At 67.6% G+C, this 22716-nt stretch carries 24 protein-coding genes and 1 tRNA gene; 12 read left to right on the forward strand and 13 right to left on the reverse strand.

The window, feature by feature from the left end; translation table 11 throughout:
- Nucleotides 1-15: 15 nt before the first annotated feature.
- Genes A2G96_RS14200 through tsaB form a run of 4 tightly spaced genes read right to left on the reverse strand, consistent with a single transcriptional unit; the run spans nt 16 to nt 3281 of the window.
- On the reverse strand, nt 16-1158 hold the full coding sequence (locus A2G96_RS14200; protein ID WP_082818966.1) for a DUF1853 family protein: 1143 nt from the start codon (nt 1156-1158) through the stop codon (nt 16-18).
- The gene (locus A2G96_RS14205) at nt 1124-1972 is read right to left on the reverse strand and encodes a uracil-DNA glycosylase (protein WP_062800227.1); all 849 of its coding nucleotides are present in this window, start codon (nt 1970-1972) and stop codon (nt 1124-1126) included. The genes A2G96_RS14200 and A2G96_RS14205 overlap by 35 nt, the downstream gene beginning before the upstream one ends.
- Nucleotides 1969-2529, reverse strand: coding sequence for a ribosomal protein S18-alanine N-acetyltransferase (gene rimI, locus A2G96_RS14210; protein ID WP_082818967.1), 561 nt, complete (start codon nt 2527-2529; stop codon nt 1969-1971). The genes A2G96_RS14205 and rimI overlap by 4 nt, the downstream gene beginning before the upstream one ends.
- Entirely contained in the window at nt 2526-3281 is a 756-nt protein-coding gene (gene tsaB, locus A2G96_RS14215) for a tRNA (adenosine(37)-N6)-threonylcarbamoyltransferase complex dimerization subunit type 1 TsaB (RefSeq protein WP_062802195.1), read from the reverse strand. Before tsaB ends, rimI begins: the two co-directional genes overlap by 4 nt.
- 130 nt (nt 3282-3411) lie before the next feature.
- Here tsaB and A2G96_RS14220 point away from each other — a divergent pair, with 130 nt between their 5' ends.
- A complete protein-coding gene (locus tag A2G96_RS14220; RefSeq protein WP_062800233.1) occupies nt 3412-3681 on the forward strand; it encodes an acyl-CoA-binding protein in 270 nt (89 codons plus the stop codon).
- 22 nt (nt 3682-3703) lie between these two features.
- Here A2G96_RS14220 and A2G96_RS14225 read toward each other — a convergent pair whose 3' ends face one another.
- Together A2G96_RS14225 and A2G96_RS14230 are read right to left on the reverse strand one after the other, a co-directional pair.
- Nucleotides 3704-5185 (reverse strand): DHA2 family efflux MFS transporter permease subunit, encoded by a 1482-nt coding sequence (locus A2G96_RS14225; protein ID WP_062800235.1) that lies wholly within the window; start codon nt 5183-5185, stop codon nt 3704-3706.
- Entirely contained in the window at nt 5182-5652 is a 471-nt protein-coding gene (locus tag A2G96_RS14230) for an SRPBCC family protein (protein ID WP_062802196.1), read from the reverse strand. The genes A2G96_RS14225 and A2G96_RS14230 overlap by 4 nt, the downstream gene beginning before the upstream one ends.
- Nucleotides 5653-5895: 243 nt before the next feature.
- Between A2G96_RS14230 and A2G96_RS14235 the strand changes: the two genes are divergently transcribed.
- The 7 genes from A2G96_RS14235 (at nt 5896) to A2G96_RS14265 (ending at nt 11210) form a co-directional block, all read left to right on the forward strand.
- Entirely contained in the window at nt 5896-6303 is a 408-nt protein-coding gene (locus A2G96_RS14235; RefSeq protein ID WP_062800236.1) for a VOC family protein, read from the forward strand.
- A 166-nt stretch (nt 6304-6469) separates the two neighbouring features.
- A complete protein-coding gene (locus A2G96_RS14240) occupies nt 6470-6718 on the forward strand; it encodes an AbrB/MazE/SpoVT family DNA-binding domain-containing protein (RefSeq protein ID WP_062800238.1) in 249 nt (82 codons plus the stop codon).
- Nucleotides 6712-7032 (forward strand): type II toxin-antitoxin system PemK/MazF family toxin, encoded by a 321-nt coding sequence (locus A2G96_RS14245; RefSeq protein WP_062800240.1) that lies wholly within the window; start codon nt 6712-6714, stop codon nt 7030-7032. Before A2G96_RS14240 ends, A2G96_RS14245 begins: the two co-directional genes overlap by 7 nt.
- A 204-nt stretch (nt 7033-7236) precedes the next feature.
- The gene (locus A2G96_RS14250) at nt 7237-8046 is read left to right on the forward strand and encodes a MetQ/NlpA family ABC transporter substrate-binding protein (RefSeq protein WP_062800242.1); all 810 of its coding nucleotides are present in this window, start codon (nt 7237-7239) and stop codon (nt 8044-8046) included.
- Between the two features lie 116 nt (nt 8047-8162).
- Nucleotides 8163-8249, forward strand: a tRNA-Leu gene (locus A2G96_RS14255).
- Between the two features lie 460 nt (nt 8250-8709).
- Nucleotides 8710-10269 (forward strand): serine hydrolase, encoded by a 1560-nt coding sequence (locus A2G96_RS14260; RefSeq protein ID WP_062800244.1) that lies wholly within the window; start codon nt 8710-8712, stop codon nt 10267-10269.
- A 56-nt stretch (nt 10270-10325) separates the two neighbouring features.
- Nucleotides 10326-11210 carry a metal-dependent hydrolase gene (locus tag A2G96_RS14265; protein WP_231909574.1) on the forward strand — a complete coding sequence of 295 codons (885 nt, stop codon included), beginning with the start codon at nt 10326-10328 and terminating at the stop codon, nt 11208-11210.
- A gap of 9 nt (nt 11211-11219) precedes the next feature.
- On the opposite strand, the gene A2G96_RS14270 is transcribed toward A2G96_RS14265, so the two are convergent.
- Both A2G96_RS14270 and A2G96_RS14275 read right to left on the reverse strand, forming a co-directional pair.
- Nucleotides 11220-12323: a mandelate racemase/muconate lactonizing enzyme family protein gene (locus A2G96_RS14270; protein ID WP_062800248.1), complete on the reverse strand. Its 1104-nt coding sequence runs from the start codon at nt 12321-12323 to the stop codon at nt 11220-11222.
- A 122-nt stretch (nt 12324-12445) separates the two neighbouring features.
- A complete protein-coding gene (locus A2G96_RS14275; protein WP_174549303.1) occupies nt 12446-12940 on the reverse strand; it encodes a DUF1801 domain-containing protein in 495 nt (164 codons plus the stop codon).
- 92 nt (nt 12941-13032) lie between these two features.
- Here A2G96_RS14275 and A2G96_RS14280 point away from each other — a divergent pair, with 92 nt between their 5' ends.
- A complete protein-coding gene (locus tag A2G96_RS14280; RefSeq protein ID WP_062800250.1) occupies nt 13033-13452 on the forward strand; it encodes a DUF1801 domain-containing protein in 420 nt (139 codons plus the stop codon).
- 15 nt (nt 13453-13467) lie between these two features.
- On the opposite strand, the gene A2G96_RS14285 is transcribed toward A2G96_RS14280, so the two are convergent.
- The gene (locus A2G96_RS14285) at nt 13468-14454 is read right to left on the reverse strand and encodes a Bug family tripartite tricarboxylate transporter substrate binding protein (RefSeq protein WP_062800252.1); all 987 of its coding nucleotides are present in this window, start codon (nt 14452-14454) and stop codon (nt 13468-13470) included.
- Nucleotides 14455-14747: 293 nt separating this feature from the next.
- Here A2G96_RS14285 and A2G96_RS14290 point away from each other — a divergent pair, with 293 nt between their 5' ends.
- Nucleotides 14748-16511: an ABC transporter ATP-binding protein/permease gene (locus tag A2G96_RS14290; RefSeq protein ID WP_062800255.1), complete on the forward strand. Its 1764-nt coding sequence runs from the start codon at nt 14748-14750 to the stop codon at nt 16509-16511.
- A gap of 89 nt (nt 16512-16600) precedes the next feature.
- On the forward strand, nt 16601-17119 hold the full coding sequence (locus tag A2G96_RS14295; RefSeq protein WP_062800256.1) for a hypothetical protein: 519 nt from the start codon (nt 16601-16603) through the stop codon (nt 17117-17119).
- A 57-nt stretch (nt 17120-17176) separates the two neighbouring features.
- Here A2G96_RS14295 and phbB read toward each other — a convergent pair whose 3' ends face one another.
- The 4 genes from phbB to A2G96_RS14320 form a co-directional block, all read right to left on the reverse strand.
- Nucleotides 17177-17920, reverse strand: coding sequence for an acetoacetyl-CoA reductase (phbB, locus tag A2G96_RS14300; protein ID WP_062800259.1), 744 nt, complete (start codon nt 17918-17920; stop codon nt 17177-17179).
- A gap of 263 nt (nt 17921-18183) precedes the next feature.
- On the reverse strand, nt 18184-18741 hold the full coding sequence (phaP3, locus tag A2G96_RS14310; protein ID WP_062800264.1) for a TIGR01841 family phasin PhaP3: 558 nt from the start codon (nt 18739-18741) through the stop codon (nt 18184-18186).
- Nucleotides 18742-19077: 336 nt separating this feature from the next.
- On the reverse strand, nt 19078-20664 hold the full coding sequence (gene aceB, locus A2G96_RS14315) for a malate synthase A (protein ID WP_062800266.1): 1587 nt from the start codon (nt 20662-20664) through the stop codon (nt 19078-19080).
- 51 nt (nt 20665-20715) lie between these two features.
- Nucleotides 20716-21417, reverse strand: coding sequence for a haloacid dehalogenase type II (locus tag A2G96_RS14320; protein ID WP_062800268.1), 702 nt, complete (start codon nt 21415-21417; stop codon nt 20716-20718).
- Nucleotides 21418-21721: 304 nt separating this feature from the next.
- Here A2G96_RS14320 and A2G96_RS14325 point away from each other — a divergent pair, with 304 nt between their 5' ends.
- Nucleotides 21722-22672, forward strand: a complete 951-nt coding sequence (locus A2G96_RS14325) for a LysR family transcriptional regulator (RefSeq protein ID WP_150124147.1) — start codon at nt 21722-21724, stop codon at nt 22670-22672.
- The last annotated feature ends 44 nt before the right edge of the window (nt 22673-22716 follow it).

Raw genomic sequence — 22716 nt, forward strand, 5'->3', positions numbered from 1 at the left:
GCCGGCCAGTGCGCGTCAGGCGTCGTTCTGCCCCGCCGGCGCGCCTGCCCGCGGCGGCTCTTCGGTGCGTGCCAGCGCCCGCTGCTGCCATCCCGGCGGCACCACGAACCCGCGCGAGCATTCGCGCCACCAGCCCGGCGCCTGCGGTCCGGCCGGCTCCAGCTCGCACAGCATCACCGGCGACTCGCGGCGCCAGCCGTGGTCATGGCGCGGATCGGCAAAGCGCTGCGCCAGCAGCGCCTGCAGCGTGGCGGCGTCCGCTGTGCCGGCTTCCGGCACCAGCGCGCCGGACAGCCACCCGGTACGCGGCAGGCGGCACCAGCGCAAGCCAGGGCGCGCTGCCGCGCGCTCAGCCCAGGCATCGAGCGTCGACCACCAGCCGTGCAAGTGGTCCGGCGCGATCCCCAGCGTCTCCAGCCCGGCCGGCACCTGGCCGTCGCGATAGAACAGCCAGCCCAGCAGGTAAACCTCGCTGCGGTCGACGGTATGGCCCAGCGCGGCGCGCGCTTCGGCGGTATGCCCGAGCGGCAGCTGGCGGTGCACGATATGGCCGAGCTTGTCGCCGAGGCGGTCGACCAGGTTCGGGCCGACGAAGTCCTGCGCCCGCGGCGGCTGGCCGCCGCCCGCCGCCATCAGGTAGAACTTGGCCGCCATCTCCCAGTGCACCACCGCGCCCGAGTCCAGCTCGCGCCAGACGAAATCCAGCTCGCCCAGCGTGCGCACGCCGTGGCGGCCGGCGCGCCGCACCGGCACGTTGGCGGCCAGCAGCGACAGCCCCTGCATATGGCGCAAGGCAAAATGCAGCAGCCGCTCGGCATGCCGGCCCAGGCGCAGGCTGCGGTTGGCGGGGTCGTGGTCGGCATCGGCGGCAAGCGCGGCGTGGCCGTCGGCCAGTTCGTCGATGGTCGCGGGCAGCGCGGCGGGATCCGCGCCTTCGAGCCAGCGCTGCCAGGCCTCGAGGGTGCCGGCCGGCCAGCGCGCCAGCGCGGCGCCGGGCACCATGTCCAGCAGCGGCGGCGACAGCGTGGTCCACGCCAGGTCGCGCGCGCGTGCCGACGCGGCGCGGCGCCACAGCGGCGCCTGCGACGGTCCATGGCCGTCGCCGCCGCGGGTCAGCGAGAGGTCAGGCCCCAGCTCCCGCACGGTCGTGGACCTCACGGGCCAGGCACAGGTCTTCCCAGGCGCGCGCCTTGTCGGTCAGCGTGCGCAGCAGGTAGGCGGGATGGTAGGTCACCACCACCGGAATGCCTTCGTACGCATGCACGGTGCCGCGCAGCTTGCCGATCGGCGTGGTGGTGCGCAGCAATGATTGGGCAGCGAAGCGGCCCAGCACCACGATCACGCGGGGCCGGACCAGCGCGATCTGCCGGCGCAGGAACGGCTCGCATTGCGCCACCTCTTCCGCTTCCGGATTGCGGTTGCCGGGCGGGCGGCATTTGAGCACGTTGGCGATGAATACATTGCGCCCGCGCGCCAGCCCTAGTGCGCCGAGCATATTGTCGAGCAGCTTGCCGGCCTGGCCGACGAAGGGCTCGCCCTGCAGGTCTTCGTTCTCGCCGGGGGCCTCGCCCACCAGCATCCATTCGGCCTGGCGCGCGCCCACGCCGAACACCGTGTTGGTACGGGTCTGGCACAGGCCGCAGGCGGTGCAGCCCGCCACCGCGGCATCCAGCGCCTGCCAGTCCATCGCGGCGATGGCGGCTTCGCGCTCGGCATGCGCATCGGCTTGCGCTGGCCCGGCAGAAAACGGCGATGGGGCAACCGGCTCACGGACTGGCGGCGGCGCCTCGGGATGCGCAACCGCCGCAGCCACGGGAGCAGCCGTCACCGCAGCGGGGGGCTCGGCTGCCGGCACCGCGGCCGGCTGCACCGCTATGTCGGGCTGCGCCGCTGCCTGCGCCGCCCGCGACACGCGCGGCACCCATTCGGTCGGAATCCCCAGTACCTCGAGGAACTGCGCACGGCGGCTCATGCCTGGCCCTCCGTGCCTTCGTTGGCGGCGGCCTGTGCCGGCCAGGCACGGCGCAGCACCAGCGCGTCTTCGCGCTTGCCGCCAGGCGCCGGGTAATAGCCCTTGCGACGCCCGATCTCGGCAAACCCGGCGGCCTGGTACAGCGCGATTGCGCCGGTGTTGGAAGGTCGCACCTCCAGCAGCATGGTGTGGATGCGGTGCGCGTGCGAGGTCGCCAGCGCCACCGCCAGCATCAGGCGCCCGAGCCCCTGGCGCTGGCGCTGCGGCTCGACCGTGATGTTGAGCAGGTGCATTTCATCGACCACCGGCATCAGCACGGCGTAGGCCACCAGCGTGCCGGCCGGATCGCGCAGCGTCAGCCCGAGATGCCCGGACTTGACCGAGTTCTCGAAGTTGCCGCGCGTCCACGGATGGCTGTACGCACGCGCCTCGATGCCCGCCACCGCCTGCAGGTCCAGCGCGCTCATGCGGCCCAGCGACCAGCCGTCGGGCAGCGCCGGCATGGCCGGCACCTCCGGCCAGTGGTGGCGGTCCGCCAGGGGATAGGCGGCGCTCACGATGCGCTCCCCGGCTGGGCCGCCGCGCGCGCCGCCGACGCGGCCTCGCGTTCGGCAATGGTCTGGGCAACCTTGTCGCGCAGGTAGACCGGCATGGCCTGGTCGGCGTCGATGGCCTCGCCGCGCGCCAGCGCGCGCAGCGCGAGGGCAACCATCGGCTGCGCATGGGGCATCGCCTCGGGCAGCACGCGCGCGGGGCGGGCCAGGCCCGCCAGGCGCTCGCCAAACACCGTGGACGCGTTGCCGGCCAGCCAGAATTCGCCGTCGGGCAAGGCCACGGTTTCGGGCGCGCCGACCTGCATCGGCGTAAGTTCGGCCCACTCCTGCGCGGCCGTGCTCCAGCCAAAGGCCGCTGCATAGGCCTCGTCCATGCGCGCATCCAGCGCCACCAGCACCGCGGTGCCGTCCGGCAGCGCCGGCGTGGCGGCACGGGCGCGTTCGGCGCAGGCCATCAGCGTGTTGACCGGCACCACCGGCAGGCCGGCGCCGAACGCCAGCCCCTGCGCCACGCCACAGGCGGTGCGCAGGCCGGTGAACGAGCCCGGGCCGGCACCAAAGGCAATGGCCGCGCAATCGGCCAGCGCAATGCCGGCTTCGGCCAGCAATTCGCCGGCGGCCGGCAGCACGCGAGCCGACGAGCGTGCGCCGGTGTGCTCATGGCGCACCAGGCACTCGAGGCCGGCGCCTGCCGCGCGTCCGAGCGCGACCGAGCACCACTCCGTAGAAGTTTCAACAGCAAGAATCCAGGACATGGCGCGATTGTAGCCGTTGGGCCCGGAATCGAGGGCTTCTTCGGTTTTATACGGACGGCGCGGCCGCGCCGGGCGGCTATCATCGGGCTGCATATTCGCAATCCAAGACAGTCCACACGGAGGAAACCCCATGAGAGACCTGCAGGCACGCTTCGAACAGGCCCAGATCGATGTCAAGCAACTGAGCGAGCGCCCCAGCAATATGTCCCTGCTGCGCCTGTACGCGCTGTTCAAGCAAGGCAGCGAAGGCGATGCCCACGGCGACAAGCCCGGCATGACCGATTTCGTCGGCCGCTACAAGTTCGAGGCGTGGGAAGCGCTGCGCGGCACCGCGCGCGAACAGGCGATGGAGCAGTACATCGCACTGGTGGAAGAACTGCGCAGCGGCGCCGCCAGCTGAAGGATTCCGGCGCGCGGCGGCTTCAGGCCGCCGGCGCCGGACGCGGCCGGATGCGCCAGGCCGCCAGCATCGCGCTGGCGATCACCACGCCGACCGCAAGGAAGGTTTCATCGAAGGCGCGGATGCGCGCCGCCTGCAGCGCACTGTCGCCGGCCTGGCCCAGCAACGCGCCATGCTCGGCCAGGCGCCACTGCAGCCCCACCCCGGCCAGGCTTACGCCGATGGCGCCGCCCAGCTGGCGCAGGAAGTTGATGCAGCTCGAACCCTGCGCGATCAGCGTGAAGTCCACGCCGCGCATCGCGCCCAGCGTCAGCGACGGCAGGATGCAGCCCAGGCCGATCCGACCCAGCACCGCCAGCCCCACCAGCACCAGGTAGGGCGTCGCGCGCGAGCCCAGCGCCATCAGCAGGAACGACAACGACAGCAGCGCCAGCCCGAACGACACCTGCACATGCGGCGGGATCCGGTGCGTGAAGCGCCCCGCCACCGCAATCGTCAGCGCCAGCACCACGCCCGCCGGGAACAGCACCAGGCCCGCGCGCGACGGCGTGTATTCCAGCGCCATCTGCATGTAGACCGGCAACAGGTAGGTCGAGCCGAACAGGCCCGCGCCATAGATAAAGGCCACCACCGCCCCGGCCGCGAACTGCCGGTAGCTGTAGAGCCGCATATTCATCAGCGGGTACGCCGCGCGCAGCTGCCACATCACGAATGCCGCCAGCATCAGCACGCCGAAGCCCGACAGCGCCAGCCCCGCGGGCACGCTCTCGCGCATCTCGACCACGCCGTTGAGCAGGCTGACGGTGGCGATGCCGGCCAGGCCCAGGCCGCGCCAGTCCAGCGGCTGGCGCTCGCCCATCATGATCGAGTCCACCGCCATGAAACGGCGCGCCATCAGCACCGCCAGCAGCGTCAGCGGCACCACCACGAAGAAGATCGAGCGCCAGCCGAAGGCCTCGACCAGGAAGCCGCCCAGGCTGGGCCCCAGCGCCGGCGCCAGCACCACGCCGAAGCCGAACAGGCTGATCGCCTTGCCCTGCTCGCGTTCCTCGAACACCCGCAGGATCAGGATATTGGGCAGCGGCTGCATGATGCCCGCGGCGATGCCCTCGGCCACGCGCATGGCGATCATCACGCCGTAGGTCGGCGAGAAACCGCCGACCAGCCCGCCCGCGCCCAGTAGCAGCGACGCGCCCAGGAAGGTGCGCCGCAGACCGTAGCGGTTCAGCAGCCAGGGCGTCAGCAGCATCGACAGCGTCATCGCGATCATGAAGCTGGCCGCGACCCATTGCGCGCGCTCCTGCCCCAGCACGAAATGCCGGCTCAGGTCGGGAATCGCCACATTGACGATGGTGGACGAGACGATCGACGAGATCGTGCCCAGCATCAGCGTCGCCAGCACCAGCCAGCGCAGCCGCTCGCCGTAGCGCGCGCGCAGTGCCTGCCGGGTCGGCAGACCTGGCCGCTGGCCGGAACCCTCCGGCGTGGCGGGGCCCTCGCTCACCCCAGCCGCCCGGTGTCGGCGATCTCGCGGATCTTGCGGACGGTGTCGATGTCGGCCGCGTGGTAGGCCGACTTGACGATCTCGGCGTAGCGGTCGTCGCCGCTGGCATCGACGGCCGGCATGGTGGTGTCGTAGATAAAGCGCAGCAGCAGCGCGCCCGGACCCGGCGTTTCGATCGCCATGGTCAGCGTGCCGCCGGCATGCTCGGGCGTGGCCGCGGTTTCATAGCGCACCAGCCGGCGCGGCTCGTAGACCACGTGGTCCTCGATCGAAGCCTCGCCGAAATGCAGGACGCGGTCGATCCAGTTGTCGCCGCGGTCCACCACTTCGGCGCGGTCCAGGCCCAGCACGAAAAGCTCGGGAGATTCGGCGCGCAGCACCAGGCCCTGCCACACCTGCTCGGCCGTCAGCGGCTCCAGCTGCGGGTTGCCCGGATCATTGATCTCAACCAAGTGCTCGAAACGCAACTTCACTCTCCCATTTGCGATAAGTCGATATTATGAAGTCTCCGCGTATTCGCGAGACCTTTTTGTCTGCGCACTGCAACATTATGCCGACCCGGCTTTCTCAGATATCGGCCAGACTCGCACCGGCTGGAAGCCCCCCGCGGGAACGCCGCGCCCGGCTGAAACATCACTCCTGACAGCAGCTGTCAGGAGACCCGGCGCACAATGCGGCCGCTTTCACACGGAACGCTGCAGGAGGCTGTGATGGAGTTGCTGATCAATATCGATGTCGACGATCTGGCGCGCGGCATCGATTTCTACGCGCAGGGGCTGGGGCTGCGGCTGGGCCGCAAGCTGTTCGACGGCTCCGTCGCCGAAATGCTGGGCGGCAATGCGCCGATTTACCTGCTCGCCAAGCCCGCGGGCACGCGCCCGACCACGCGCGCCGCGACCCGCCGCGACTATCGCCGCCACTGGACCCCGGTTCACCTCGATTTCGTCGTCACCGACCTCGAGCAGGCCATCGAACGCGCGCTCGAGGCCGGCGCCGAGATCGAGGACTGGCCGCAGGAATTCGCCTGGGGACGGCAGGCCACGCTGTCGGATCCGTTCGGGCACGGGCTGTGTTTTATCGAATGGAAGGGCCAGGGCTACGGGACTGTCGCCGACTGAGCCGGCCGCTGCGCACGGCGTGGGCGTTTTCGGACTATTCGCCTGTTGCCGGCTGCGCCGCGATGTCACATTTCCATGCAGGGTCGTGCCTGCCTGTTTCCTTGATGCCCGCGTTGTAATAACATTGTGCTGCCGTCAATACTGGCCACACCATGAGCAACAAGACATGAAGGCAACGATCCGCAAGATGGGCAACTCGCAAGGTGTCCTGATCCCCAAGACAATCCTGGCACAGCTGGGTCTGGAGAATGAAGTGGAAATGGAAATCGTGAATGACACGCTGGTGATGCGCCGGCCCCGGCAGGCGCCGCGGCAAGGCTGGGCCGAAGCCAGCCGGCAGATCGCCGCGGCCGGCGACGATACCCTGGTGCTGGGCGAGCTGCCCAACGCCGACGACGCGGAGCTGAAATGGTAGCGCGCGGCGATGTCTGGCTGGTCGCGCTCGATCCCACCGTCGGCAGCGAGATCGAGAAGACGCGCCCCTGCGTCATCCTGTCGCCGCCGGAGATGCACGACTACCTGCGCACGGTGATGGTGGCGCCGATGACCACCGGCAGCCGGCCGGCACCGTTTCGCATCCCGGTGACGTTCCAGCGCAAGACCGGCCTGATCCTGCTGGACCAGCTGCGCACCGTCGACAAGTCCCGGCTGGTAAAGCGGGCGGGCGGCCTGAGCGAGCGCACCGTGGCGGACTCCTTGCGGACCCTGCGCGAAGTGTTTGCCGACTGAGCCGACGCGGCGGGGCATTTAATGCCGGCAGGCGGCCGCAGCATGGCTTCATAAGCTTATGAAAAAGAAATAGACGCCAGAATCGTCCGCGCCGCGCCATCCGCACGCAATTGCGTTAATCTGTGCCCTCGCTGCGGACAGGCGATCCCTGCCCTGCGATTGCCTCTCACTCGCCACATCACAACAAGATCTTCACCACTCCTTATGCGCACGTCTTTCATCAAGCGTCTGGCGGCAGCTGTGTCCGCCGTGGGTTTTATCGCCGCCGGCAGTGCCTCGGCCCAGGAACAGACCATCCGTGTCGGCACGGTCAGCGGACCGGATGCCGAAGTCTGGCAAGTGGTCCAGAAGGTGGCCAAGCGCAATGGCCTGAACGTGAAGGTGGTCGAGTTCAACGACTACGTGCAGCCCAACGCCGCGCTCGACGCCGGCGACCTGGACGCCAACAGCTTCCAGCACCAGCCCTACCTTGACAGCCAAGTGAAGCAGCGCGGCTACAAGATGCAGAGCGTGGGCTACACCTATATCTCGCCGCTGGGCATCTACTCGAAGAACCTGAAGTCGCCCAAGGACCTGCCACAGGGCGCCAAGGTGGCAGTGCCCAACGATCCCTCCAATGAAAACCGCGCGCTGTTGTTGCTGCAGGCGCAAGGCGTGATCAAGCTGAAGGCCGGCGCCGGCACCAACGGCTCCAATGCCACGCCGCTGGATGTGGCCGAGAACCCCAGGAAGCTGAAGATCGTCGAACTGGATGCGGCCCAGCTGGCGCGCGCGCTGCCCGATGTCGGCGCCGCCGTGATCAACACCAACTACGCGCTCGCCGCCGGCCTGCAGCCGACCAGGGATGCGATTGCGCTGGAAGACATCCACAGCCCGTACGCCAACATCATCGTGGTGCGCACCCAGGACAAGGACAAGCCGTGGGTCAGGAAGCTGGTGGCCGCGTACCAGTCGGAAGACGTGCGCCAGTTCATGAAGGCGCAGTACAAGGGCGCGATGGTGCCGTCGTTCTGATGAGCGGCGGTCGCCACGACCGAAGCTGAGCACGGTCGCCAAAATTTTTTCGCACGGCGCCCGCGCAAGGGCTTGCAAATTCCGCCGCCTTCGGTAGAATTCGCGGCTCACCACCTGCCCAGGTGGCGGAATTGGTAGACGCACTAGGTTCAGGTCCTAGCGGTGGCAACACTGTGGAGGTTCGAGTCCTCTCCTGGGCACCACAATTCAAAAAAGGTCTGCGCATGCAGGCCTTTTTTCTTTTCCGCCCAGGAAGAAAAGCGCTTGAGCGCTTTTCGCGAGGACGAGAAGGGCTGCGCTTGCAAGCGCAGCCGGGGTCGCGCATGCGTGACCGAGTCCTCTCCTGGGCACCACGATTCAAAAAAGGTCTGCGCATGCAGGCCTTTTTTCTTTTCCGCCCAGGAAGAAAAAGCGCTTGAGCGCTTTTCGTGAGGACGAGAAGGGCTGCGCTTGCAAGCGCAGCCGGGGTCGCGCATGCGTGACCGAGTCCTCTCCTGGGCACCAAGTTTCAGGCAAAGGCCCGCACGGAAGTGCGGGCCTTTTGCTATTTGCAGCGTCGAAACCGCTCTCTTCTTCGCCGCCGCTCTATCGATCGCATACAGTAGTTCCATCCACAGGCCGCGGCCCGCCTCAGCCTGTTCCGCGTCATAACGGAGAACTACCGTGGGCAAACTGCAAGAGCGTCGCCGTTTCCTGGGAGCCGCGCTGGGCGGCCTGCTGGTCCCGGCGCTGCCGGCGTGCGGCGGCGACGACGACGAGCCGCCGCCCGCGCCCCCGCCGCCCGAGCCGGTCCCCGCGGCACAGATCACCCAGGCCATCGCGCAGCTCGACAAGCTGGTCGCCGACCTGATGGCCAGTTCGCGCGTGCCCGGCATGGCGGTCGCGGTGGTACGCGGCAACCAGACGGTTTACGCCAAGGGCTTCGGCCGCCGGCTGGTGACCGATCCCGCGCCGGTCGATGCCGACACCGTGTTCCAGCTGGCCTCGGTGTCGAAGTCGATCGGCGCCACGGTGGTCGCGCGCCAGGTCGGCCGCGGCGGCATCAGCTGGGATACGCCGGTGCGCACGCACCTGCCCTGGTTCACGCTGGCCGATGCCGAGGTCTCGACGGACGTGACCATCGGCGACCTCTACGCCCATCGTTCCGGCCTGCCAGACCATGCCGGCGACCGTCTCGAGGACATGGGCTACGACCGCCAGCAAGTGCTGACGCGCTTGCGCTTCCTGCCGCTGCATCCGTTCCGCGCGGTCTACGCGTACACCAACTTCGGCATGACCGCCGCCGCCGAAGCGGTTGCCGTCGCCGCCGGCACCGACTGGGCCACGCTGTCGGAACAGGCGCTGTACCAGCCGCTGGGCATGACGCGCACCAGCTCGCGCTTTGCCGACTATGCCGCGCGCGACAACCGCGCGCTCGGCCACGTGCGCGTCAATGGCAACTGGGTACAGGGCACGGTGCGGATGCCCGATGCGCAGTCACCTGCGGGCGGCGTCAGTGCGTCGGTCAACGACATGGCCAGATGGCTGGCGATGCTGCTCGCCAAAGGCGAGTCCGGTGGACAGCGGGTGATCGACGCCGCCGCGCTGGCGCCCGCGGTAAGTCCGCAAATGCAGAGCAACCCGCCCGCCGGCGGCCGCCCCGCCGGCTACTATGGCTATGGCTTCAATGTCGGCACGACCGAACTGGGCCTGACCTCGCTCAACCACTCCGGCGCCTTTGCGCTGGGCGCCGCGACCAGCTTCATGGCAGTGCCCGAGCTCAACCTGGCGATCGTGACGCTGACCAACGCGCAGCCCATCGGCGTGCCGGAAACGCTGAGCGCCCAGTTCTTCGACCTGGCGCAATACGGCGCCATCCGCCGCGACTGGGGCAAGATCTACGGCGATGCGCTGGCACCGCTGCTTGAGCCGGAAGGCCGGCTGGTGGGACAGCCGCGCCCGGCCAATCCGCTGCCGGCGCGCGCGCTGTCGGCCTACACCGGCACCTACCGCAACGACTACTACGGTCCGCTGCAGGTTGCCGACCAGGGCGGCACGCTGGTGATGACGCTGGGCGCGACGCCGCTGGTGCTGCCGCTGAGCCACTGGGACGGCGATATCTTCACCTTCACGCTGGTCAATGAAAACGCCATGCCGGGCACGATCTCGCAGGCCGCGTTTTCGAGCGACCGCGTGTGGCTGGAGTTCTACGACCACGAAGGCCTGGGCATCTTTGTGCGCTAGCGCTCCGGGCTGCATTGCGTATCGATCCGGCATCGATCCACTCACGGAGCAAGGACATGCTCAAACCTCTTGCGAGGATGCTCGCAGCGCTCACGACGATCACTCTCACCGCCGTGCTCGGCGCCTGTGCCACGCCCACGCCGCCGGCGGACGCGCCGCGCCCGGTAGCGCCCGCCCAGCCCACCGCGGGCAAGGCCGAAGTGCTGTGGCTGGGCCAGGCCGCCACGCGCATCACCACGCCGGGCGGCAAGGTCATCGTGATCGACCCGTGGCTGACCAGCAATCCGAAGACCCCGCCGGCTTTCAAGCAGTTGCCCGCGCTCGGCAAGGTCGACCTGATCCTGGTCACGCATGCCCACAACGACCACCTCGGCGATACCCCGGCGCTGGCCCGGCTGACCAACGCACCGGTGTACAACGGCGGCGGCCTGGGCCGGGCGCTGGTCAGCCTGGGCCTGGTGCCGGAGGCGCAGGTGCAGCGCTTCGGCAAGAGCGGCACGGTGATGCCGTTCGGCCCCTCTGGCCCAAAGGTCACGGCGGTGCACGCGGAACACTCGTCGGAACTGGCGCTGAAGAACCCGGCCACCGGCAAGGACGAAACCCACTACGGCGGCGAGCCGGTAGGCTACATCATCGAACTGGAAAACGGCTTCCGCATCTGGCACATGGGCGATACCGGGCTGTTCGGCGACATGCGCCTGATCGCCGAGATCTACAAGCCGGATCTGGTGCTGATCCCGATCGGCGGGCATTCCACCATGGGACCGCAGGATGCCGCAATCGCCGTGCGCGACCTGATCCGGCCGCGCTTCGCCATTCCGATCCACTACCAGACTTCGCCGCAAGCCAGCGGCACGCCGGAGCAATTCAAGGCGGCACTGGGCACTGGTGCCGCGGCAACCGTGATCGTGCCGCAGCCGGGAGAGAAGGTCGACTTCTGAGCGCGGGCGTCAGCCGACGCGGTAGCGCCGGATCACTTCGGGATCGGGGTCGAGGCCCAGGCCCGGGCCCGCGGGCAGCGCGATCATGCCGTCGCGCGGCACCACGGCATTGCCAAGCACTTGCGCGGCCATGTCGAAGTACCGCCATTCGATCATGGCGTCGGCATCGCCCAGCGCCGCGGTGGCATGCATGGCGGCCAGCAGGCCGGGGCCGTCGTAGAAGGTATGGACCATCACCTGCGCGTTGTGCGCCCTGGCCAGGGCAAAGACATCGCGCAGGGCGCTGATGCCGCCCATCTTGGCCGGGCTGGGCTGCACCACATCGACGGCGCCGATGTTCAGCAGGTGCTCGAATTCCATCAGCGTGGTGGCATTCTCGCCGGCGGCGAGCGGGATCGCGCAGCGCCGGCGCAGCGCCGCCAGTCCGGCGTAGTTCTCGGGCGGCCACAGCGGCTCTTCCAGCCACCGCAGCGACAAGGGCTGCAGGGCGCGGGCCATGTCGACGGCCTGATGCAGCGTCCATGGACAGTTCGTATCCAGCGTGATTTCGATATCCGGGCCCGCGGCCGCGCGCGCAGCGCGGATCACGGCCAGGTCGACTTCGTGCAGCTTCAGGCTGCGATAGCCATCGGCGATGGCGCGCCTGACATTGACCGCAATCGCTTCGGCGTCGGCATAGCGGATCAGGCTGGCGTAGGCCGGCAACTGCTGGCGCCGCGCGCCGCCGAGCAGCCGGCAAACGGGCAGCCCCGCCGCCTTGCCGCAGAGGTCCCACAGCGCGATATCGAGCGCCGACAGCCCATAGAACAAGGGCCCGCTGCGCCCGAACACATGGAAGCTGCGCTGCAGGTCGAGGCCAATCGCATCGATCTGGCTCGCATCACGGCCGATGCAGGCCGGCGCGAGCATCTGCTCGATCGCCGCCCGGGCCGCCGGAACGCCGACAAAGCCGAAGGTTTCGCCCCAGCCGACCAGGCCGTCATCGGTACTCACCTTGAGCAGCAGCGAGTCGGCGGCCTGCATGCCGGCCCCGCCCCAGACCCCCGCGGCCGACACGCCGCCGACCGTGAACGGAATACGCAGGGCGATGGCTTCGATGCTGGCGATCTTCATGGCGCGCTCCTTGTTCGCGCGGTCGCTCAGGCGCCGACAAGCAACACGCCGACGCAATGCCGCGCAGGACTTCAATATAGGCCAGCGGGCGGGCCCGAGCGCTAGCTGACCGTCGGGCGCAGCTAAGGCTTCCACCCCGGCAGCGCCGCGGCCTGCCGGATCCAGTGCGCCAGCAGCGCCTCGTCGAAGTCCTCGCCTTCGTGGATATGGAAATAGCGCGTGTCCTTGTCCTTCGATTCGACCGGCGGCACCGGATCCAGCGACATGCCGCGGAAAAACGCCACCTTGATGTAGCGGGTCATGCAATGGAAGCTGAGAAACCAGCCCTGCCCCGCCCTGCCATAGAACGGCGAATTCCAGCGCACCGCCTTGTTCACATCGGGCACGTTGCGCTCGACCAGTGCATCCAGGCGCCGGCCCGCGTGCTGCTTCCAGCCCGGCATCGCTGCGAGATAGGCTTGCACCGGCGCATCGCCATCGCCTTTCGGAATCTGCGGATTGCCGCCTGACAGCAACACCGGCTTGCCGGTGGCGGGCCGGACGGCGGCCTTCTGCGTGACCTTCTGCGCGGGCTTGCGCGCGCCCCGTGCCGGGGTCCGGGACGTGCTGTTGGCCATGGCTGAACTCCCCCTGGTTGACGCTGGTCGGCGAGACCGCACTGAGCGGCTATGATAAGCCGGTCAGCCAGCACCTTGAGGAACGAGCATCGATGAATCCGTCTGAACAGATCGACCAGCTGATCGCGGGCCTGGCCGACTGGCGCGGCCAGACCCTGGCCAGCCTGCGCAAGGCCATCCTCGCCGCCGACAGCGGCATCGTCGAGCAATGGAAATGGATGGGCAGCCCGGTATGGTCGCGCGACGGCATGATCGCCGTCGCCAACGCCCACAAGGCCAAGGTGAAGATCACCTTTACCAACGGCGCCAGCCTGCCCGACCCGGACCACCTCTTCAACGCCGGCCTGGGCGGCAACAAATGGCGCGCAATCGACCTCGCCGAGGGCGACAAGATCGACGCACGCGCGCTCAAGGCGCTGGTCCGCGCCGCGATCGCGTTCAACCAGGGCAAGGCGAAGAAAAAGGCGCCGGCGCGCACCCGCGCCAGGGCCAGTGAGCAAGACGAGGCGTGAAGCGCCGGGGGTGGTTCAGCTTCCCTCGATCTTGAAGCCGATGTCCTTGATGAACTGTCCCCAGCGCGCATGGTCGGCGCGGATCTGCGTGGCAAACGCGTCCGGCGTGACCGCCTGCGGCGGCAGCACGCCCACGCCGGCCAGCCGCTTGTGGTAGGCGGGATCGGCCAGCACCTTGCGCACCGCGGCCGAGACCGCCTCGACCGTCTCGCGCGGCATGGCCTTGGGGCCAAACAGCGCGAAATAGCCGCTCAGTTGCTCCATCTCGGGATAGCCCAGTTCGCGGAACGTCGGCGCGCCGGGTGCGAGATCGGAGCGCTCCGGAATGGTGGTGGCCAGCACCTTGGTCTTGCCGGCCTGGTACAGCGGCACGCCGGTGGTCAGGCCGTCGATCATCAGCGGCACCACCCCGCCCACCAGGTCCTGCGTGGCCGGCGCCGAACCCTTGTACAGCACCGGCTCGAGATGGGTGCCGGCGAGCCGGTTGAACAGCAGCGGGCCGAAGTGCGACGACGTGCCCGGACCGTACGAGGCCGAGTGGATCGGCTTGCCCGGGTTCGCCTTGGAATAGGCGACCAGTTCCTTCAGCGTGTTGTACGGCGCGTCCTTGTTGGCGGCCAGCAGCACCGGCGCGCGGCCGAGTTCCGCGAGCGCGGTCAGGTCGGTCAAGGGATCGTAAGGCACGCGATTGATATGCGCGCCCGAGGTGGCCGAAGAGCCCAGTGTCACCAGCAGGGTCTGGCCGTCGTTCTTCGCGCGGATCACGTCCTGCGTGGCGGGAATGGTGGCGCCGCCGGGCTTGTTCTCCACCACCACCGACTGCCCGGCCACGCGCGCGAGGTAGTCGGCGAACAGGCGCGCCACCACGTCGGTACCGCCGCCCGGCGGATAGGCCACCACCAGCCGGATGGCGCGCGCGGGCCACTGCTGGGCCCGGGCGTGCGGCGCCACGCCGGCTGCCACCGCGAATGCCGCGGTGCTCAGGAACTGTCGACGATCCATAGATGAAGTCTCCGCGTTGTCGTTGTGCGCCGCACCGGCGGCGGTCTTTCATCTTAGTGACTGTTCCGGTTCGGGACACGCCCGGGTTTCCACCATGCGCGCCAGCGTTGGGGGCCGGCGGCGGCCTGGACCGTGGCCACGCGGCGCGCGTGCGCGGGGCGCGCAAAAGCGCCGGGCATCGATATTGCTGGCCTATATTTCAATAGTCATTTTCCGCCGCCGCGCCGTTCGCGATCGGACCGGTGCCGCCATGTGACGATAATGAAATCCGCTCAGCACCCCGGAGGTGGATTATGAGCGCCGTGCCCGAGCCGCAGGTGGCCGACAGCACTACGCCCCCCGGCAAACGCCCCGCCACGTCGACGCGGCACGTCTGGACCCGCTATTGGGTGATCGCCAAACCCTACTGGGTGTCTCAGGAGCGCTGGAAGGCCGGCGGCCTGCTGCTGGTGCTGGTGCTGCTGCTGCTGGGGCAGACCCAGGCCGAGGTACTGATCAACGAGCAGACCGGCGAATTCACCTCGGCGCTGGCGGCGCGCGACGCCGAGCGTTTCTGGGCCTCGATCCGCACCTGCCTGTATATCCTGATCGTCGCCATTCCCGTCTACGCGGTCTATTACTACATCCGCAACACGCTGGGCCTGCACTGGCGGCGCTGGATGACCCACCATTACCTGGACGGATATTTCAGGAACCGCATTTTCTACAAGCTCAATGCGGATGCCGGCATCGACAATCCCGACCAGCGCATCTCCGAGGACATCAACACGTTTACGCGGCAGTCGCTGTTCTTCCTGTCGATCGGCATCGGTGCGCTGCTGCAGCTGATCGCGTTCAGCGCGGTGCTGTGGATGATCTCGAGGGAACTGGTTTATTTCCTGGTGGTGTACGCGATCGCCGGCACCTTTGTCTCGATCGCCTGCTTCGGGCGCGTGCTGATCGGCCTGAATTTCTACCAGCTCAAGCGCGAGGCCGATTTCCGCTTCAGCCTGATCCGCGTGCGCGAGAACGCCGAGTCGATCGCGTTCTATCGCGGCGAGCCGCAGGAGTCTTCCCATGTGCGCGGGCGCTTCGGCAAGGCGTTCCAGAATTTCGAGCGGCTGATCCGGTGGCAGCTGTGGCTGAACATGTTCCAGTATGGCTATGGCTTCCTGACCATCCTGCTGCCCAGCGCGATCGTGGCCTCGCGCGTGCTCGACGGCGAGCTCGAGGTCGGCAGCGCGATCCGCGCCGCGGGCGCCTTTGCCGCGGTGCTGAATGCGCTGACGGTGATCGTCGACAACTTTGAAGACCTGAGCCGCTTCGTGGCCGGGCTCGATCGCCTCGACACGTTCTCGAGCACCCTGACCGGCAAGAAGGCGACCGCGCCGCGCGCCGACTCCACCATCGAGTCCCGGCAAGACACGCGGCTCGCGCTGGAGCACGTCACGCTGCAGACGCCCAACCAGGAGCGCACGCTGATGACCGACCTGAGCGTGTCGATCGACCCGGGCGAGGGACTGCTGATCGTCGGCGCCAGCGGCGGCGGCAAGAGTTCGCTGATGCGCGCGATCGCGGGGCTGTGGAACAGCGGCAGCGGCCGCATCGTGCGGCCCGCGCCGCAGGACATGCTGTTCCTGCCGCAGCATCCGTACATGGTGGTCGGCAGTTTGCGCAGCCAGTTGCTCTATCCGAACCATGTCGGCCGGCACGTTGCCGACGACGAGCTGCTGCGATTGCTCGATACTGTCAACCTGCGCGACATCGCCGGCCGCTTCGGCGGCCTCGACACGGAAGTGGACTGGAGCAAGGTGCTGTCGCTGGGCGAGCAGCAGCGGCTGACCATCGCGCGCGTGCTGCTGGCCAGGCCGCGCTATGTGATGCTGGACGAGGCCACCAGCGCGCTCGACATCAGCAACGAAGAAGCCCTGTACCAGTTGCTTGCAGATTTGCAGGCGACGCTGGTCAGCGTCAGCCACCGGCCCACGCTGCTGAAGTACCACCACCAGGTGCTGGAGCTGCCAGGCGACGGCAGCTGGCGGCTGCATCCGGCGAAGGATTACCGGTTCGGCTGGTAGCGGGCGCGAGCACAGGCAGCAGCACGCGCCATCATGCGTTGCGCTATGCTGGGCGGATTCCCGTCCGCAGTGCTTACCGGAGACCCACCATGCGCCATCGCCTGTCCGTCTGGCTGGCCGCCGCCGCGGCCACCCTGCTATGCGCCTGCGCCACGCTGCAGCCCGTGCAGACCGCGCAGAAAATGATCGGCAGCCCGCAGAGCGCCGTGCGCGATACCTTCGGCGCGCCGTCCGAAACCTATCCGCTCGCCAACGGCACCACGCGCTGGATCTATTCCAAGCAGCCGCTCGGCTTCGAGGTCTATGCCGCCGACTTCGACGCCGGCGGCAAGCTGACCAGCTTCCGCCAGATGCTGACCGAGAAGGAAATCTACGCCGCCCGCCCGGGCGTGTGGACCAAGCAGGACGTGGCCGAGCACTTCGGCCTGCCGCGCGAGCCGGTCGAGTACTACCCGATGATGAAGCGCGAGGCCTGGTCGTACCGGCTCTATGCCGGCGCGTACCAGCCGGCGCACTTCAGCGCGTACTTCGACGAGCGCGGGGTGCTGGACCGCACCATGATCATCGTCGATGCGATCGGCGGGGATGCGCGCGACGGCAGCAAGTAGCCCGGCGGCGGACTGCCGGCGCGACGGACCGGGCGGCCCGTCGCCGCGCGCCAGCCGTTACTGCATGTGCTGCCCGCCGTTGATGGCGATATTGGAGCCGGTCACATAGGCGGCGTCTTCAGAGCACAGGTAGGCAATCAGCGCAGCCACTTCCTCCGGCTTGCCGACGCGGCCAACCGGGATCTGCGGCAGGATCTTGGTCTCCATGATTTCCTTCGGCACGGCGTTGACCATCCTGGTGGCCAGGTAGCCCGGCGAGACCGTGTTGACGGTCACGCCCTTGCGCGCCACTTCCAGCGCCAGCGACTTGGTAAAGCCATGCATGCCGGCCTTGGCCGCGGCATAGTTGGTCTGGCCGAACGCGCCCTTGGAGCCGTTGACCGACGAGATATTGATGATGCGGCCCCAGCCGCGCTCGACCATGCCTTCGCACAGCGGCTTGGTCAGGTTGAACACCGAATCGAGATTGGTCCGCATCACCGCATCCCAGTTCGGCTTGTCCATCTTTTTGAACGCCATGTCGCGCGTAATGCCGGCATTGTTCACCAGGATGTCGACCTGGCCGACCTCGGCCAGGATGCGCGCGGCGCAGGCCTGGCAGGCGTCATAGTCGGATACGTCGACCTCATAGGCGCGCATCTCGCGGCCGCTGGCCACCATCCTGGCCAGCCAGTCCCCGGCGTTGGCATTGCCGGGCGAGTGCGTCACCACCACGGCATGGCCGGCGTCGTGCAGCCGGATGCTGATGGCTTCGCCGAGTCCACCCATGCCACCTGTTACCAATGCGATTCTCTTCGTCATGCTGATTGCGTCGTTGTCGTGAGTTAAAAGACCCCTGCCTTGCAGGAAGGGACATTCCCCCGGTAGTCCCCGAGCAAGTCCCGCCCCATCGCGCAGGCAAAGCGCGGCCATGCCGGGCCGGACGTGCCGGTCCCGGGCGCATCGATGAGGCGGGAAGATAGGCTGTCGCGGTGCCGCAGGCCCGGGAACGCCAGGGTCCCGGCCTGCATGCCTGCGATCTTGTTCAGCGCGCTGGCCGGTGTTGGCAGGCCAGCGCTGCGCTGTTACGCCTTGGCGGCGCGGGGAGTCGCGTTCGCGGCCGTGGCCGACGCGGCTGCGGCGGTCTTGGCGAAGTTGGCCTTGGCGACTTCTGCGGTCTGCTTGGCGGCGTCCTGGAACGACTGGTAGGTGTTGTTGGCCGCGGCAACGCCGGACTGCAGCAGCGCGGTCAGCGCTTCCGAGCCGGCCGGCGCGTTTTTCACGAAGGTGTCGACGAAAGCCTGGACGTTGCGGTTGTGCTGCTCGTACTGGGCCTCGACGGCCTTGCTCAGCTGCGCCTGGGTGTCCGCGGCGATTTCATAGACGTGGCGCGCATACGCCACCGCCTTCTCGGCAGCCGGCTGAGCCTGGCTGCCCTGGGCCGCGAACACTTCGCGCACATCCTTGCCGGCCAGCACCGCTTCGACGTTCACCTGGCCTTCGGCGAGCGTGGTCCTGATGGTCTGCAGGTTCAGCTCGGTCAGCTTCTGGAAACCTTCGAATGCCGTGTTCGTCAGCGCAAACAAATGGCTCACGTTGGACTTCTGCGCCGCAGCAAATTGTTCGGGCGTAAAAGGGGACATGCAGATCTCCTGTGGGTGGATCGGGACGGAATGGCGCACCGGCGTTGGCGCTCGGTCACGGCAACGCGTGCCCACCGTGCCTCGCCGCCAATCTTGCAGCGCACCATCGAACCCGCATCCTAGAGTGTTTACTCCAATTCAGGCCCTAGGGATAAACCCAAAAAGTATTGAAGACAGGACAAGAAAGGTGCGGCCTCCGGCGCTAAAGTTACAAGTACTTACGGTGTATCGATGCACCGCATGACAGGTGTAAGGCGGGCTTAACGCGGCCGCTGGGCGCACAAAGCAAAAAACCGCAGCCGAAGCTGCGGTTTCCGCTTGCAAGTGCCAGGTCGCTCAGACTTCTTCGTACAGCGGCAGCGTCAGGAACTCGGCAAAGTCCTCCGACGTCGACATCTGCTCGAAAATCTCGGCGGCGCGGTCATAGGTGCTGGTGTCGCCACCAACGAGTTCCTTGACCTTGGCCAGCTCTTCCGGGATCAGCTTGCGCACCAGTTCGGCCGTGACCTTGGTGCCGTCTTCCAGCTTGCCCTTGGGCGAGCGGATCCACTGCCACACCTGCGAGCGCGAGATCTCGGCGGTGGCGGCATCTTCCATCAGGTTGTGGATCGGCACGCAGCCGTTGCCGGCCAGCCAGGCGCCCAGGTAATGGATGCCGACGTTGATGTTCATGCGCAGACCGTGCTCGGTGATCGGCGTTTCCGGCTGGAAGTTCAGCAGGTCGGCGCCCTTCACCTGCACGTCCGGACGCTGCTTCTCGAACTGGTTCGGCTTGTCGCCCAGCACCGCGACGAATTCCTTCATCGCCGGCTCGACCAGGCCCGGGTGGGCCACCCAGCCGCCGTCGTAGCCATCGGTGGCGTCGCGGCGCTTGTCGTTGATGATGCCTTCCATGGCGATCGCGTTTTTCTCCGGATCGTTCTTGATCGGGATCAGTGCGCTCATGCCGCCGATCGCGGGCGCGCCGCGGTGGTGGCAGGTCTTGAGCAGCAGCAGCGCGTACGAGCGCATGAACGGCGCGGTCATGGTGACCTTGGCGCGGTCGGCCAGGCAGAAGTCCTTGTCGTTCTTGAACTTCTTGATGCACGAGAAGATGTAGTCCCAGCGGCCGGCATTCAGGCCGGCGCTGTGCTCGCGCAGCTCATACAGGATTTCGTCCATCTCGAACGCGGCGAGGATGGTCTCGATCAGCACGGTGGCCTTGATGGTGCCTTGCGGCAGGCCGATTTCGTTCTGCGCCATCACGAAGATGTCGTTCCACAGGCGCGCTTCCAGATGGCTTTCCATCTTCGGCAGGTAGAAGAACGGGCCGGCGCCGCGGGCGATCTGTTCCTTGGCGTTGTGGAACAGGAACAGCGCGAAGTCGAAGATGCCGCCCGAGACGCGCTTGCCGTCGATGGTGACGTGCTTCTCGTCCAGGTGCCAGCCGCGCGGGCGCACCTGCAGCGTGGCGATCTTGTCGTTCAGCTTGTATTGCTTGCCCTTGGATTCCAGCGTCAGCGTGCGGCGCACCGCGGCCTTCAGGTTGACCTGGCCCTGCAGCTGGTTGTGCCAGTTGGGGGTGTTGGAATCCTCGAAGTCGGTCATGTAGCTGTCAGCGCCCGAGTTGAAGGCGTTGATCACCATCTTGGCTTCGACCGGGCCGGTGATTTCCACGCGGCGGCATTCCAGCGCCTTGGGCACCGGCGCGACCTTCCAGTCGCCTTCGCGGATGCTCTTGGTTTCCGGCAGGAAGTCGGGCACCTCGCCGGCGTCCAGGCGCTTGGCGCGCGCGACGCGCGCGGCCAGCAGTTCCTGACGGCGCGGCTCGAAGGCGCGGTGCAGCTTGTCTACCAGGGCCAGGGCTTCCGGCGTGAGGATATCTTCGTAGGCCGGCAGGATTTCGCCGGTAATCTTCATGCCCGCGGGCAGCGTGATAGCCATCAGTGTTCTCCTGTTAAACGATAGCGATAGCTTTGGTTGTTGGGCGCCCTGCTATGCCGCCACGCCATGGGCGCGGACGAATTCGAGCAGGTCGTTCATGTCGTGCCCGGTGCCGGAGGGGGCTACGTCGAGCCGCTCCGCCGGATGGCCGGCACGGTTGATCCAGAAAGTGGTGTAGCCATACCAGGTGGCGCCGCAGGCGTCCCAGCCGTTGGACGAGACGAACAGCATCTGCTGCGCCTCCAGGCCAAAGGCCAGCGGCCCCAGCGCATAGGCGGCGGGCGCGGTCTTGTACTGGCGCACTGCATCGACCGACAGCACATGGTCGAACAGCCCATGCATGCCGGCGCTCTTGACCGAGATGTCGAGCATCTCCGCGTTGCCGTTGGACAGGATGCCCAGCGGCAGCCCCGCCTTGCGCAGGCGCTTGAGCGCGCCCAGGTTTTCCGGGAACGCCGACAGGCACGCGTATTCCTTCAGCAGCTGCGCCTCGGTCGCTTCATCCAGCATCAAGCCCAGGCGCTCGGCAGCGTAGCGCAGCGCGTCCACGGTGATGGCCCAGAACGGCTTGTAGCGCGCGCCGTCGGGCGCGGCCATGGTGCGGATGCGCGTGTAGTCGATCTGGCGGTCGCGCCACAGCAGCGCCAGCGCCTCGCCGCGGCCCGGGAACAGCTGCTCCGCGCGCGCGGTGACGGAATACACGTCGAACAGCGTGCCATAGGCATCGAAGACGACGGCGCGGATCTTGTTCATGGGAGCCTGGACAACCTGCAACGGTACGGGGCGACTTATGGGCCGACTGGGTGAGCGGCGGCCAGACCACGGCTGCGTGGCTCTGTACACCATTGAATGCATCGAATTGTAGGGAGACGCTGCAGTGCGGCAAAGTGGCCGCCGGTCACTTGATCTTTTACTTTTACACAACTAATCTTGGCTGACTAAAACAAAACTCCGCACCAAATCCTCTCCACTGGTGATCACAGGCCTGCTGAGGCACCCTGTGCGTGGCCAGCGCAGCACCATGCGGGATCTCCCGCGCATATCAGGCGAAACATTCGTGGACCATTTCAAACAACTGGAGACCTTTGTATCCGTCGCCTCGCGCGGCAGCCTGTCCGCCGCCGCCGCGGCCGAGGGTGTGGCGCCCGCGATCATCGGCCGGCGCATCGACGCACTGGAAGAGCGGCTGGGCGTCAAGCTGCTGGTGCGGACCACGCGCAAGATCAGCCTGACCTTCGAAGGCTCGGCGTTCCTGGAAGACTGCCAGCGCATCCTGAACGACCTGCACAACGCCGAGGCCAGCGTCTCGGCCGGCGGCGTCAAGGCCAGCGGCCACCTGCGCGTGACCGCGCCGGCCGGCTACGGGCGCAAGCACGTGGCGCCGCTGGTGCCGCTGTTTATCGAGTCGCACCCGGACGTGTCGATCACGCTGGACCTGTCCGATCGCGTGGTCGACCTGGTCAACGAAGGCTTCGACTGCGCCATCCGGCTGGGCGACCTGCCCGATTCCAGCCTGGTCTCGATCCGGCTGGCCGAGACCCGCCGCGTGGTGGTGGCCGCGCCGGAATACCTGGCCCGCGCCGGGCGCCCGGACACGCCCGAGGACCTGCAGCGCCATAACTGCCTGGCCTTCGGCGCCAGCGCCAACATGCAGCGCGGCTGGGTGTTCCAGGAAGAAGGCCGCGCCGTGACCGTGAAGGTGGGCGGCACCATGGAATGCAGCGACGGCGCGGTGCTGCACGAGTGGTGCCTGCAGGGCAACGGGCTGGCGTGGCGCTCGTGGTGGGAAGTCGGCAGCGAGATTGCCAGCGGACGGCTGGTGACGGTGCTGGACGAATTCCAGGCGCCGCCGATCGGCATCCATGCGGTGTTCCCGCAGCGCAAGCACCTGCCGTTGCGGGTGCGGCTGTTTATCGACCACCTGAAGAACACCTACGGCAATCCGTCCTACTGGCGGCGCGCCGAGCAGGTTTGCGCGCTGCCCATGACGGAGGTGCTGGCGGACTAGCCACGGTGGCGGGCTTGCGGCCCTTCGGATGCCATTGACATTAC

It is taken from the genome of Cupriavidus nantongensis, assembly GCF_001598055.1.
In the GTDB taxonomy this organism is placed as follows: domain Bacteria; phylum Pseudomonadota; class Gammaproteobacteria; order Burkholderiales; family Burkholderiaceae; genus Cupriavidus; species Cupriavidus nantongensis.